We start from the raw sequence: 14,169 nt of genomic DNA on the forward strand, positions 1-14,169 counted from the left end.
AAATAAAGATAAGAATCATTTTAAGTTCTAAAAAATACCAATATTGATTGATGTGAACCAAAAAATATTGGTGAACGTAATAACAAAGTCAAATAAGTAGTAAAAGGTTGTTCAATGAATCTACATGAGTATCAAGCAAAAACGTTATTAAAAAAATATGGTATGCCGGTGCAAGAGGGTATCCTGGCAACAAATGCAGAAGAAACCGTACAAGCTTTTGAACAGCTTGGAGGAAAATTTGCAGTACTCAAAGCCCAGGTTCATGCCGGGGGGCGTGGTAAGGCCGGTGGAGTAAAAGTGGTGAAGTCTGCACAAGAAGCCGCAGACTATGCTAACCAGATTATGGGTACACGTTTGGTCACTTATCAAACCGATGCCAATGGGCAGCCAGTCAACAGCATTTTAGTCTCTGAAGATGTTTACCCGGTTGAACGCGAGTTATACCTCGGTGCAGTGGTTGACCGTTCCAGCCGTCGGGTAACCTTTATGGCATCCACGGAGGGTGGGGTCGAAATTGAAAAGGTTGCTGAAGAAACACCTGAAAAAATTATTAAAGTTGAAGTTGACCCGCTGGTGGGTTTATTGCCATTCCAGGCGCGTGAAGTGGCTTTTGCACTGAATTTAAAAGATGGGCAGATCAATCAGTTTGTCAAAATCATGACTGCAGCCTATCAGGCATTCATTGAAAATGATTTTGCCTTATTTGAAATTAACCCGCTTTCAGTCCGTGAAAATGGTGACATCTTATGTGTGGATGCCAAAGTCGGGATCGACTCTAATGCTTTGTATCGTTTGCCCGAAATTGCAGCGATGCGCGATAAATCTCAGGAAAATGAACGTGAATTGAAAGCTTCAGAGCATGACCTGAATTATGTAGCCCTAGAAGGTAACATTGGCTGTATGGTCAATGGTGCCGGTCTTGCCATGGCAACCATGGACATCATCAAACTGTATGGCGGTCAGCCGGCAAACTTTCTGGATGTGGGAGGGGGTGCAACCAAAGAACGTGTCATTGAAGCCTTTAAAATTATTTTGGCAGACAGTTCGGTACAAGGGGTTTTAATTAATATTTTTGGTGGGATTGTACGTTGTGACATGATTGCTGAAGCCATTATTGCAGCGGTTCAGGAAGTTCATGTAGCCGTGCCGGTCGTTGTGCGTTTGGAAGGGAATAATGCAGAACTGGGTGCCAAGTTATTGGATGAATCTGGACTAACGTTAATTTCTGCATCAGGTTTGGCCGATGCTGCAGAAAAAATTGTTGCTGCTGTAAAAGCTTAAGGAGTATCAAACATGAGCGTATTAATCAATAAAGACACGAAAGTATTGGTACAAGGTTTTACAGGTAAAAATGGTACATTTCACTCAGAACAAGCCTTAGCCTATGGCACCAAAGTCGTTGGTGGGGTAACTCCTGGAAAAGGCGGTCAATCCCATTTAAATCTTCCTGTTTTTAATACAATGAAAGAAGCAGTCAAAGAAACAGATGCAGATGCCTCTGTGATTTATGTCCCTGCACCATTTGTATTGGATTCAATTGTAGAAGCAGTAGACTCTGGGATTGAGCTGATTGTGGTGATTACGGAAGGTGTGCCAACACTGGATATGTTAAAAGCCAAACGCTATTTAGAAACCAACGGTAATGGCACACGTCTGATCGGGCCAAACTGTCCAGGTATTATCACACCGGGTGAGTGCAAAATCGGGATTATGCCGGGACATATTCATCAGCCAGGTAAAATCGGCATTATTTCCCGTTCCGGAACATTGACCTACGAAGCAGTGGCACAGACTACTAAATTAGGCTTGGGTCAATCCACCTGTATTGGCATTGGCGGTGATCCAATTCCAGGCATGAACCAGATTGATTGCCTGAAACTGTTCCAGGAAGATCCGCAAACCGAAGCTATCATCATGATTGGTGAAATTGGCGGAACCGCAGAAGAAGAAGCCGCTGAATATATTCAGTCTCATGTGACTAAGCCGGTTGTGGGTTATATTGCAGGGGTAACGGCACCTAAAGGCAAGCGTATGGGGCATGCCGGGGCAATTATTTCTGGTGGTAAAGGCACAGCAGAAGAAAAATTTGCAGCCTTTGAAAAAGCCGGTATGGCTTATACCCGTAGTCCTGCAGAACTTGGCTCAACCATGTTTGAAGTGTTGAAGAATAAAGGTTTGGTGTGACACATAACAAGTGCAATAAAAAAACCCTCTTTTGAGGGTTTTTTATTGCATAATATTTGATATGGGTGACAATCTAACGTTGAGGAATTTTAAATTAAAATAGTAGATTGTAAGGAAGGATATTTTTACAACCCGTTAAAATAGCTTGTTGTATGAAAATTGTAGGTTGCTTGAATAAAGAAAATATTATCGTTAAATTAAAATAATCAGATTAAAAACAATATAATTTATATTTAAAATAATGTGATTTATATCACACATAATAATAAAAAACACAAAACGAAACACAATATTTTATTAATTTGCTCTTTTATTCACATATTGTGGATTACAATGTCAGCATTAATAACAATGAATAAAGAATATTTTAATTATGAACTTTAATTTCACTGTACTCGCGCTTTCCTGTGGGACTTTACTGTTTTCTACATTGTCATACGCAGAATTGATCTATAAGGACGTTGTGGATCAACAACGTGAAAAAGTTATACCTTTAATTAAACAGGGCCAGGTGGACACTGGTTTACAAAAACTCAGACAATTATTGGGCCGCTATCCCAATAATCAGAAACTGATTGCTGATTTTGTAGTAATGGCTTATGAAAATAAAAAGTTTGCAGAGTCGGATATTCGCTACCTAAAGGGTATACAAAGTCAACAATTTCCAGACTATGGAAAAATATATGTCATCAAGGCATTACGCGACTTAAAGAAATTTGAGTTAGCAGAAAACTGGGCCAAAACCTTTGCAAAAACCGATTCCAATCCACAATGGATTGTCTGGACAGGCATATTGCAGGCAGAAGCGGGTAAAAAGGCACAGGCGAAAAAAACACTTTCTCAGGTCGACATTAATAAGGTTGAAGCAGATTATTTAGCCCAGCTTTCTTATACTTACCGGTTGCTAGATATGCCGGTAGAGGCATTGAGTACGGCTAATTTGGCTATTGAAAAAAGCAAGGATGTGAGTACCGAAGAACAGTATGCATTGGCCTTGCTGACCAATGCAGATTATGCCAATGCGGAAAATTTTATACAAAATAGTCAATCACTCAAAGAAAATGCCGATCTGAGAGCCAATGCCAAAATTAATGAATTTTCCCAGCGCATTCAAAATGCAGTGGAATATTATAAGCTTTCCATTTATAGAGGTCGAAAACAGCCGTACCAGCCACTTGATGAAGTGCTCGCGGATATGGAACAGTACGAATCGCAACTGCCGAATGATCCGAGTTGGAAGCGACGATTTTACTATGAATACATTTATGCCTTAAACGAACGAAATCGCTCTCAAAAAGTCTTCGAGCAAATTCCAAAAACTGGCGTGCCTATAGAACAGATGCCTCCTTATGTGCGTCAGGCTATTGCAGATGCCTACTTTAAGAATCAACAGCCTCAAATCGCTGAAAAAATTTATAAAAATTTGCTGCAAGAAAAGAACTATGCGCATTTTGAGTTGTATGCAGGCTTATATTACTCGTTAATTGAGCAGGAGAAATATAAGGAAGCTGATCAATTATTAAAAATAATGGACAAAGCCTTACCTACTTTTCAATACAGTAATGCTAAAGGTGTGGATAAAGTTACCCATGATGACCGAAGTGAGTATTTAGCTTTAGTCGGGCTGAATTATGCCTATCGTCAAGAATATGCCAAAGCCGAACAATATTATGAACAATTGATTGCAAAAGCGCCTAATAACGTACTTTTCCAAAATAATCGCGCATTTATTCAACTTTTGCGTGAAAACCCGCAACGTGCTGAATGGATCGTATCTCAATGGGATGGCGTCATACCGGTAGATGAAGGCATCCGAATCCGTCATTTAGAAAACCTGCGAGCTTTGGAAAATATCCAGGAATGGCGTATCCAAAGTGCTGAACTCATGCAAACCATGCCTGAAGATACGACTGTAGTAAAAAATAAAAAAGAACTGAATGACCGTAATCATGCCTCTATTCAACACCTGAGTAATTTTTCAGAAAGTGACTCCGATAACTCGGCTTTACTCGATCGTTTGAGGGGGAACCGTGAGCAGGATCATTTCACACGCATTCATAGCCCATGGCTTTTTGATAATTATCGTACCTATGTTGATCACAGTTTTCGTTCTGGTGAATATGATATCGGCACCATTGAAGATCAACGTGTAGGTCTAGGGCTGGAATGGGCATCGCGTCGTAAAGCGGTAAATATCATGTTGTCTCAGAGTATCGACAATGAACAAGATCAAGACCGTTTTGGGGTCAAGCTCAATTGGTCACAATGGCTGAATGATCATTGGCAGTACGCATTAGGATTTAATAGTCAGGCGGATATTCCTTTACAGGCCATCAGAAATGGCAATGAAGGAAAATCTTATACCTTTGATTTGAATTGGCAACAGCATGAATCCCGTAAGGCAGGTCTTGTCTATCAGTTAACCGATATTGATGATGACAATACACGCCAAGAGGTTTCGGCATACCTTAAACAACAGATTTTTCAAGCTCCGCATCATACCACCAGTTTGACTCTAGCTGGTTATTACAGCCAGAACAAAGATGTCATTGTGGACTATTTCAATCCTGAAGAAAGTTATAGTGCAGAACTGAATTTACAGCATGAGTGGATTACGTGGCGTAGATATGACAGGAATTTCACTCAACATTTTGAAGCTACCATTGGGACTTTTGGACAAGATAACTATTCCAGCAAGCCAATTTATAACGTTTTTTATGAACATGATTGGCAGCTTTCTCGGACATGGCGTCTGAACTATGGCATAGGATGGGGAACTCATCCTTATGATGGTGAAGATGAAGAAAAAACGTATGCAACAGTGGGCTTTAAAGGAATTTTTTAATGAAACACGTGATAAAAACCTTACTTTCTGCTGTCATGGTAACGGCATTCGCCGTTCCAGTGACGGTTTTTGCTCAAAATATAACTAAAAATACCACTGAAATACCTGATAATTTATTTGTGACCATCACTTTTCATGATGTTCGGGATGATGTTGCCCGTGACGGAGATCGGGATCTGTATGCAATTAGTACCAAAAATTTAGGACGCTATTTTGCATGGCTAAAACAGGAAGGCTGGCAAACGATTAATTTGCAAGATGTATGGGATGCCCAGCAAAAGAAAAAGAAATTACCAAAAAAATCAGTGTTATTAACCTTTGATGATGGGGCAATCAGTAGTTATACCCATGTTTTCCCGTTATTGAAACAGTATAAATATTTCGCTGCTTTTGCTATTCCGACGAGCTGGATTAATGGGAATACCAAAGATGCTTATGAGGCCTATGGTCAAAATAGCTTGATGACCTGGGATCAAATGCGGGAAATGCAACGTTCAGGTCTGGTAGAGTTTGTTTCACATTCGGATAACTTGCATAAAGGTATACTTGCCAATCCTCAACAAAGTATGCAACCTGCGGCAATTACACGCCAATTTTTGCCAAAATATCAACGTTACGAGTCAGATCAAGCCTATCAAAAACGGGTTATAGATGATTTAAAACAGTCTAAGAAAATTTTAGACACTGAATTAGCAATAGATACAAGGGCTATATTCTGGCCTTATGGTGCCGTGACCAAGGAAAGTGAAGAACTTGCAGAAAAAGCGGGTCTGCCTATGTCATTTAGTTTGGGCAGTATGTCCACCCTTGCTGATTCGGGGCAAACCTATCAACGCGCCTTGGTCATGAATAACCCGACCCCTGAAATGCTACATGCAGAAATGCTGGATTTTTTGACTTTTGCCAGTGATATCCATAAGCAACGTAGAAGTTATATCCGTTTTGATTTGGCTGAAATGGTCAGTCCCAATAATGAAATTTTTGATCAAAAGCTTGGGCAATTTCTAGATCAGGTTAGTGCATTACAAACCAATACCATTTTATTAAAAACCGTAGCGGATGAGAATGGTGATGGAAAAATAGATGTTGCCTATTTCCCAAATCGTCAACTGGGCATGCGTAAAGATTTATTAAATCGTACAGTTTGGCAAGCGCGCACCCGTGTAGGTAATCGGGTATATGCTGAATTACCGATTAGTTTACAAACCAAACAGGGGCTCAATTTTGCAGATCTCACTGCAGAATTGGTTAAATATAATTCTTCAGTTGAAGGTGTAATGATCGATATTGGAGATGAGCTCGACTGTGCAATACAGAAACAGACCTGGGATGGAGAATGCGCTCAAAAAATAAAAAAGGTTTTTGATATAAAAGATCAAGCTAAAAAACAGGCAAAATATTACACTAATATTAGTAATAATTATCAAACTGTTTTGAAAATTACCTTAAAGGATAAGCATGTAGATGGATTAATGCCTTTGATGGAATACAGTTTAAATAATAAGGATTTTCTTTATATTGAATTTGATCCGGTGAAAGATGCTGGAATATTTAAAACTTTAGAAAAACAACTCGAAAAATTAAACAGTATACAAAAACAGTATTTAATCGTGAGTTTTACAGTAAATCAGAATGCAAAACGAAGCGACTGGAAAGAGTATTCACAATATTATCAGGAATTAAAAAAATTATCCGTACAAAAAATTGGGATTAATAATTATCAATTAAAGGCTGGACAACAAGTTCAAGAACATCTTTACCAAGATTTAAGTATTAATACCAGTCCACTCACTTATCGTAATCCATATGAAAATAATACTGCGAAGGGGAGGAAATAATGACTGACTCAAGTTTATTTCAAATTAGTGATGTGTATTTCGGCTTTGCTTTTTTCTACCCATTATTTATGGCTTGGCTTTGGATTGCGGGGGGAATCTGGTTCTATTTAAAACATGAACGCAAGCAACCGCCATTACCTCATCCTAGCGAACATGGATGCAGTATTATTATTCCTTGTTTTAATGAAGCAGCCCAGGTTCGGGATACCATAAAATTTGCCATGCAAACGCAGTATCCGGATTTTGAAGTCATTGCAGTAAATGATGGAAGTCAGGATAAAACTGCCGAAATTCTTGATGAACTTTTGCAAAAATATCCGAAACTCAGAGTTGTCCATTTGGCTGAAAATCAGGGCAAGGCCTATGCTTTACGTGCCGGTGCAATGGTGAGTCAAAATGAATATCTGGTGTGTATAGATGGTGATGCCTTAATCCATCCGCATGCAGTGCTATGGATGATGCATCATTTAACAAGATATCCAAGGGTTGGGGCAGTCACGGGGAATCCACGTATTTTGAACCGCTCCAGTATTCTGGGCAAAATTCAGGTGGGTGAATTCTCTTCTATTATTGGATTAATTAAACGTGCACAACGCACCTATGGACGAATCTTTACTGTTTCAGGCGCAATAGTCGGTTTTCGTAAAACGGCGCTAGACCGGATTGGATATTGGCGTGATGACATGATCACGGAGGATATCGATGTATCATGGCGTTTACAGTTCGATCATTGGGACCTGCAATATGTCCCAAGAGCACTGTGCTATATCTATATGCCTGAAACTTTTAAAGGTTTATGGAAACAGCGTTTGCGTTGGGCACAAGGAGGAGTAGAGGTTTTATTTGCTTATTTACCGAGCTTATTTAAGTGGAATCGACGCCGTATGTGGCCTATTGCATTAGAGTCTATTGTCAGTGTGGTTTGGGCATATGTGATGTTCGGTATTATTATTCTATATCTATATGGTCTGTTTTTTTCTTTACCCGGAGAGTGGGCAATTCAATCTCTCTTTCCACAATGGTACGGGATTATTCTGGGTTTGACTTGCCTTATTCAATTCTTTGTTAGTTTATGTATCGATAAGCCCTATGATAAAGCCCGAATCTTCAGAAACTATTTTTGGGTCATTTGGTATCCATTGTTCTTCTGGGTTCTCACTATGCTGACGACAGTGGTTGCATTACCTAAAACGATTTTCAAGACTCAAAAACGTGCACGTTGGGTAAGCCCAGATCGTGGATTTAGAGGAGCGCCAGAAAATGACTAAAGTATATAAATATTATTTAATTGAAGATGAGTCAAAATTAGAACTGCCAGCGTATATTGATCAACCTGAATATGTACGTAATAAAAGCGCGGGTTACAGCTTACAAATTGTGGGTTGGTTTATGTTTATGTGGTTATTTATGCCAGTGTTGACCCTGTTTTTATGGTGGTTTGAAGGTCAAACCATTTATCAGCAACTGGTTATACAAGCCCAACCCAATAGCCCATTAAGTTTAATCAATATTGTTGTGATGATTTTAAGCTTTATTGGTCTGCTGTTGCTGTGGGCAACTTATAACTGGGCTCGCTTTTCAGGTAAGGATCGTAGAAAAACCCCAGTAGCGGTCGCAGTACCGCAACTTGCCAGTAGTTTTAAGGTGAATACGGCAGATATTATCAATATGCAGCAGGCTAGGAATTTAACCCTTTATTATAATAATAAAGGGTTTCTGGAATTTTTTGAGACTAATCACCAGTTAAAAAAGCGGATTTCAGCTTAGATGGTTGAGGATGTTCCTCTACAAAATCATCGGGGTAATAACCAATATGTTTTACCCCGTGTTTTTTTAAAAACTTGATGGTATCCACAATTTCTTCGGTGGAAAGTTTTTGATTATTTCGCCAATTCAACGCCTGAAGTTCAAAAATCGTATGACTCAAATCTGGGTCATATTTTTTTGACCGTTTTACGAGATCCAAATAGAATTGTTGATGGTCATCCGCTTCTTCCATATAGGGCATCGCCATAATGGCATTGTAGTCATAATATTGATAAGTACTGGGCATGGATTGGCTAAACCAGTTTTCACTATGAGGCTCTAAGACCACAGGTGCATACATATTGCGTGCAGTCAGTAGATGAGGCTGTTGTTGTTTAATGATTTTGGTAATACCTGCAGCAAATTGATCCAGATAGGCTGTTTTGAATTTTGCAAACTCTAATTGTTTGGATTGCCGAGGCTGTTTTAATAATTGATCTGCACCAAATCCCCAGGCCCGATACATGCTTTGTGCCGGAGCAGAGCTGTCCTCATAATCATTCAGCGTAACATCATCATGGTAGAGCACACCATCTACCGCATTTGATTTGATAAAATCTACAAAAATCTCGGAAACATATTGAAGGTTTTTAGGATCAAAGGGAGAAACCCGAATATAACCCTGTTTTCCGCCGTCGTAATGTGAGACATAAGTCAGTTTATAACTTTTTGGAAATTCCCACGCCATTAAGGGGAGCCAGGCATAAATATGCTTGACCTGAGTCTTGCTGCGAATCTGGCTAACAAGAACAGGAAAAAGATTGTCCCTGCTTGGGATGTGGCGGTTTTTAAAATAGACCTGATCGGCTGAACCATTGGCATCAGGATCGGCAAAGGCTTGCAAGAAAATGGTATTGGGTTGAATCTTGTTAATACGCTGTAATAGAGTCTGAAGATTTTTTTTCTGCTGCGCTTTATCTTTATCATAAACATAGTCGATATCGATATGCATGATACGCATCTGATCGATTTTTCCGGTTTTTTTAAATGGCGGTGCAACTGATTTTTGTGTCATATTTTGCTGCACAATTGCATCAATAGGATGTTGTTTGATTTGCACGAGATCTGCAGCCTGTGTAGACAATGGCAGACAGCCTAAGCTCCAATAAAGGCAACGGCTAAGCCTGTTCTGGTATAAATTTTTAAAATTATTCATTGTTATACTCGCTTTTATTGGTTATTGAATTTTTCAAAAAATTATCAATGTATTGATGTTTGTTTTATTGTTACCTGATTGTGATGCCGAGTGATCAGGCATGAATCAAATCCTGAATCACCAGCTTTTTCATTTTAAATGCTGCGGCTTGGGCACGAGGATTCTGCTTAAAGATTTCACTCAAATTTTCAGGATGAATTTGCCAGCTAAAACCATACTGGTCTTGCAGCCAGCCGTAATAATCACTCCAGGCATACTGACCTAATTCCATCAAGATAGAACCATCCTCGATCAACTGATTCCACAAGTGATCAATTTCATTTTGTCTTTCACAAATGACCATAAAGGAAATAGAAGGATTGGGGTGAAAAGTAGGACCTCCATTCATGCCTAGAAATGGCTCGCCTGAAAAATTTGCTTTTGCCGCATATGCGTTTGTTTCAATCATGTGACTGTGCGGAAAAATAGAACCATACCATTCAAAGGCTGCTTGGGCATTTTCTTCAAACCATAGGCAGGGGTAAATAGAGTGAGTCATTATTATGCTCTATATAGGTCATATAAACAGATACAGATAATGTAGTGTTCTGGCAGTATTACTCAAGTGAGTTTATGCAGGGTAATTGTATAAAGTTTATTCAATTTTAATAAAAATGCAGTCATTAAGACTGCATGTTTTTTTATGATAAAAATTTATATAGATTCAACTATTTGTAATACAAAAATGAATGATCTTTTCAATCAGCTTGCTTTAATCTTTTATCTTAAAGGGATGATGCATGCAGCTTGAATAACTATGCTTAAAGTAAGCAGGTTTGAATACGGACTTTCAAGTCTAAAGCCTGTTGCAGAATAAAAGCTTTCATCCAGTTGACCTGTTGTCCCATCGGATTGGTTTTGATGGCTGTGTTCAGGAAGTCTAACTGTGACTGGTTGAAAAGTTGCGTTTCAATGGCATGTTCAAGCTGAGCGCTACTGGCTGTCATGGGCAGGCTGACCAGATAAAATGCCTTGGGATAGTTATAAAAGGCATACAACAGGTTAAAGGCTTTCTGATCGGCCTTTAAGTTTCCTGCACCAATTTCATAGCTGCGATCCTGGTTGCTATGGGTGACTCCAATCAAAAAATCAAAATGATTATCCAAAAGTCTTAGTCCATATTGCAGCCCAATCTGGTCAGCGGTATGTTCATGTTGCACAAAATTATTCAGGATTGAACCATCATCATTCAACGGTTCCTGCAAGATCAGCAAATGCGCATTGTGCTGATAGATATGACCTGCAAGCTGCGCCTGTTCCAGGCAGGATTTAACGGATTCAAGAGTACGGTCTAGCGTATGCATAATTCAAAAAATACAGGAGATGGGAGAAAGTCTAAGTACTCTATGCAATTTTCAGCAAGAATGACATAGATGTGTTAGATGAATTAACAATCAGATTAGATTTTGTACATTTTAATGTTGGCTTGTGGTAAAGGGCGCATCTGGATAAAATAATAGAACATCATTTAAGTGAATCATTAATAAAAACTTATACTCTTTATTAGTTAAGCTTTATATGACAAATATGCATATCAATATAATAAAACAAGCAATAGATGTGATAACTAAATCTCTATAATGAATATATATTTTTAAAAGTGTAATAAGTACACGTTGATCTGAGCTGGTGTTGTCAATGTCCATAACTGAGGAAAGACTTACTCATCTTAAACAGCTTGAAGCTGAGAGTATTCACATTATCCGTGAAGTGGCTGCCGAATTTGAAAATCCGGTCATGTTGTATTCTATTGGTAAAGATTCTGCAGTAATGCTGCATCTTGCTTTAAAAGCATTCTATCCTGCAAAACTTCCATTCCCGCTACTGCATGTAGATACGGGCTGGAAGTTCAAAGATATGATCAAATTCCGCGACAACATGGCGAAAACCCATGGTTTCGATTTGATCGTGCATCAAAACAAAGAAGGTAAAGACGCTGGAATCAACCCGTTTGATCACGGCAGTTCTAAATATACCGACATCATGAAAACCCAGGGCTTAAAACAGGCTTTGGATAAATACGGTTTTGATGCCGCTTTTGGTGGCGCGCGCCGTGATGAAGAAAAATCACGTGCCAAAGAACGTGTTTATTCGTTCCGTGATACGAAGCACCGTTGGGACCCTAAAAACCAGCGTCCTGAGCTTTGGAACCTTTACAACGGTAAAGTGAACAAAGGCGAAAGTATTCGTGTATTCCCGTTATCAAACTGGACTGAGCTTGATATCTGGCAATATATCTATTTGGAAAGCATTCCATTAGTACCACTTTATTTGGCTGCAGAACGTCCTGTAGTTGAACGTAGTGGCACACTGATTATGGTTGATGATGAACGTATGCCTTTACATGAAGGTGAAGTTCCACAAATGAAATCGGTACGTTTCCGTACTTTAGGTTGTTACCCGTTAACGGGTGCAGTTGAATCAACTGCCAACACCTTGCCGGAAATTATCCAGGAAATGCTTTTAGCCACCAGTTCTGAACGTCAGGGTCGTATGATTGACCATGATGAAGCAGGCTCGATGGAGAAGAAAAAGCAGGAAGGTTACTTCTAATTTCCTGATGAAAGTCCCCCTTTGTAAAAGGGGGAAACAGGGGGATTAAAAACTGATTTCAACGAATTTGTGGAGCTTTGAGCAATGTCTCATCAATCAGAATTGATTAGCCAGGATATTCTGGCGTATTTAAAACAACACGAAAATAAAGACCTGCTACGTTTCCTGACTTGCGGTAACGTGGATGACGGTAAATCGACTTTAATTGGTCGTTTGCTTTACGATTCAAAATTGATTTATGAAGATCAATTGCAAGCCGTAACCCGTGACTCGAAAAAAGTCGGTACAACAGGTGATGCACCTGACTTGGCGTTACTTGTAGATGGTCTGCAAGCTGAACGTGAGCAGGGGATTACCATTGATGTGGCTTACCGTTATTTCTCTACTGAAAAGCGCAAGTTCATCATTGCCGATACTCCGGGACATGAGCAATATACCCGTAACATGGCGACAGGTGCATCTACCTGTGACCTTGCAATCATTCTGATTGATGCGCGTTATGGTGTACAAACCCAAACCCGCCGTCATACCTATATTGCAAGCTTGCTCGGTATTAAGAACATTATTGTTGCGATCAACAAAATGGATCTGGTGGAATTCTCTGAAGCGCGCTTCAATGAAATTCAGGCCGATTATGCCAACTTCGTAAACCAGTTAGGCGACCGCAAGCCAAGTAACATCATCTTTACGCCTATTTCTGCATTGAATGGCGATAACGTGGTGAACAAGTCTGCCAATACGCCGTGGTACACTGGCGAAACCTTGATGGGTACGCTTGAGTCTGTTGAAATTAACCGTGATACCGCGCAACGTGATTTCCGTTTCCCTGTGCAGTATGTCAACCGTCCTAACCTCGACTTCCGTGGTTTCGCTGGTACGATTGCGCTGGGTGAAATCAATGTGGGCGATAAAGTTGTTGCCTTGCCATCTGGTAAGACTTCAACGGTTAAAGAGATCGTTACCTTTGATGGCAACCTTGAACATGCTTTTGCAGGTCAAGCGGTCACACTAACGCTAAACGATGAAATTGACGTATCACGCGGTAATATGCTGGTTCGTGCGGATCAGGCTGTTCCTGCCATTTCACGTTCAGTGAAAGCGACTGTGGTCTGGATGGCGGATCAGCCGTTAGTAATTGGCAAGCTGTATAATATCAAGATTGGTACGCAAACTGTGCCTGCCAAAGTGACTGGCATTAACTTCCGTACCAATGTGAATACGCTTGAGCAAATGCAAGTGGATTACCTTGAGCTGAATGCGATTGCCAATGTGACTGTTGAATTTGATGCGCCAGTGGTCTTTGACCGTTATCAGGACAGCCGTTACACCGGTTCGTTTATCTTCATTGATCGTTTGAACAACGTTACGATTGGTGCGGGTATGGTTGAAGAGTCAGTTGAATGGACTGCACATAGTAACCCTGTCACTGCGGAAGACCGTGCGGCACGTTTGGGTCAAAAACCTGCGTCAATTACGGTATCTGCTAAAGCACTGGAAAATGCGCAAGCGCTTGAAAACCTGTTGCTTCAACAAGGTATTGTTGCGATTGCCAAAGCTGACCTTGATGCTGCGCAAGTTGCACTGCTTCGTGAAACAGGTATTGCGGTGATTACCACTGTTGCGGAAGGTACAGATGTAAGCTTCGCGCAAGAGTCGGTTGAAGAATTGGCTGAGAAAATTGTGGAATTGGTTCGTCTTTAATAGATTGAATTGATTTAAAAAACCTGCCGAAAGGCGGGTTTTTTATG

At 40.0% G+C, this 14,169-nt stretch carries 11 protein-coding genes; 8 read left to right on the forward strand and 3 right to left on the reverse strand.

Features of this window, described 5'->3' with window-relative positions:
* Positions 1 to 114 precede the first annotated feature (114 nt).
* The 6 genes from sucC (at position 115) to pgaD (ending at position 8,634) form a co-directional block, all read left to right on the forward strand.
* Entirely contained in the window at positions 115 to 1,281 is a 1,167-nt protein-coding gene (gene sucC / locus ACPUEY_RS06215; RefSeq protein WP_425121535.1) for an ADP-forming succinate--CoA ligase subunit beta, read from the forward strand.
* 12 nt (positions 1,282 to 1,293) lie between these two features.
* A complete protein-coding gene (gene sucD / locus ACPUEY_RS06220) occupies positions 1,294 to 2,184 on the forward strand; it encodes a succinate--CoA ligase subunit alpha (protein WP_425121536.1) in 891 nt (296 codons plus the stop codon).
* 373 nt (positions 2,185 to 2,557) lie between these two features.
* A complete protein-coding gene (gene pgaA / locus ACPUEY_RS06225) occupies positions 2,558 to 5,029 on the forward strand; it encodes a poly-beta-1,6 N-acetyl-D-glucosamine export porin PgaA (protein WP_425121537.1) in 2,472 nt (823 codons plus the stop codon).
* A complete protein-coding gene (pgaB, locus tag ACPUEY_RS06230) occupies positions 5,029 to 6,867 on the forward strand; it encodes a poly-beta-1,6-N-acetyl-D-glucosamine N-deacetylase PgaB (RefSeq protein WP_425121538.1) in 1,839 nt (612 codons plus the stop codon). Before pgaA ends, pgaB (ACPUEY_RS06230) begins: the two co-directional genes overlap by 1 nt.
* On the forward strand, positions 6,867 to 8,135 hold the full coding sequence (gene pgaC / locus ACPUEY_RS06235) for a poly-beta-1,6-N-acetyl-D-glucosamine synthase (protein ID WP_092819980.1): 1,269 nt from the start codon (positions 6,867 to 6,869) through the stop codon (positions 8,133 to 8,135). The genes pgaB (ACPUEY_RS06230) and pgaC overlap by 1 nt, the downstream gene beginning before the upstream one ends.
* Positions 8,128 to 8,634, forward strand: a complete 507-nt coding sequence (gene pgaD, locus ACPUEY_RS06240; protein ID WP_092819979.1) for a poly-beta-1,6-N-acetyl-D-glucosamine biosynthesis protein PgaD — start codon at positions 8,128 to 8,130, stop codon at positions 8,632 to 8,634. The genes pgaC and pgaD overlap by 8 nt, the downstream gene beginning before the upstream one ends.
* Here the strand turns inward: pgaD and pgaB (ACPUEY_RS06245) are convergent.
* The 3 genes from pgaB (ACPUEY_RS06245) to ACPUEY_RS06255 all read right to left on the reverse strand — a co-directional run bounded on the left by pgaB (ACPUEY_RS06245) (position 8,600) and on the right by ACPUEY_RS06255 (position 11,172).
* Positions 8,600 to 9,733 (reverse strand): poly-beta-1,6-N-acetyl-D-glucosamine N-deacetylase PgaB, encoded by a 1,134-nt coding sequence (gene pgaB / locus ACPUEY_RS06245; RefSeq protein ID WP_425121539.1) that lies wholly within the window; start codon positions 9,731 to 9,733, stop codon positions 8,600 to 8,602. The two genes, pgaD and pgaB (ACPUEY_RS06245), sit on opposite strands and share 35 nt — an antisense overlap.
* 190 nt (positions 9,734 to 9,923) lie before the next feature.
* Positions 9,924 to 10,367, reverse strand: coding sequence for a VOC family protein (locus ACPUEY_RS06250; RefSeq protein WP_425121541.1), 444 nt, complete (start codon positions 10,365 to 10,367; stop codon positions 9,924 to 9,926).
* 262 nt (positions 10,368 to 10,629) lie between these two features.
* Positions 10,630 to 11,172, reverse strand: coding sequence for a hypothetical protein (locus ACPUEY_RS06255; protein ID WP_425121542.1), 543 nt, complete (start codon positions 11,170 to 11,172; stop codon positions 10,630 to 10,632).
* Between the two features lie 340 nt (positions 11,173 to 11,512).
* Here ACPUEY_RS06255 and cysD point away from each other — a divergent pair, with 340 nt between their 5' ends.
* Together cysD and cysN are read left to right on the forward strand one after the other, a co-directional pair.
* The gene (cysD, locus tag ACPUEY_RS06260) at positions 11,513 to 12,421 is read left to right on the forward strand and encodes a sulfate adenylyltransferase subunit CysD (protein WP_171259703.1); all 909 of its coding nucleotides are present in this window, start codon (positions 11,513 to 11,515) and stop codon (positions 12,419 to 12,421) included.
* 84 nt (positions 12,422 to 12,505) lie between these two features.
* Positions 12,506 to 14,122, forward strand: a complete 1,617-nt coding sequence (gene cysN, locus ACPUEY_RS06265; protein WP_425121543.1) for a sulfate adenylyltransferase subunit CysN — start codon at positions 12,506 to 12,508, stop codon at positions 14,120 to 14,122.
* Positions 14,123 to 14,169: the final 47 nt, after the last annotated feature.

This window comes from Acinetobacter sp. G11 (assembly GCF_049808495.1).
Classification (GTDB): domain Bacteria; phylum Pseudomonadota; class Gammaproteobacteria; order Pseudomonadales; family Moraxellaceae; genus Acinetobacter; species Acinetobacter kookii.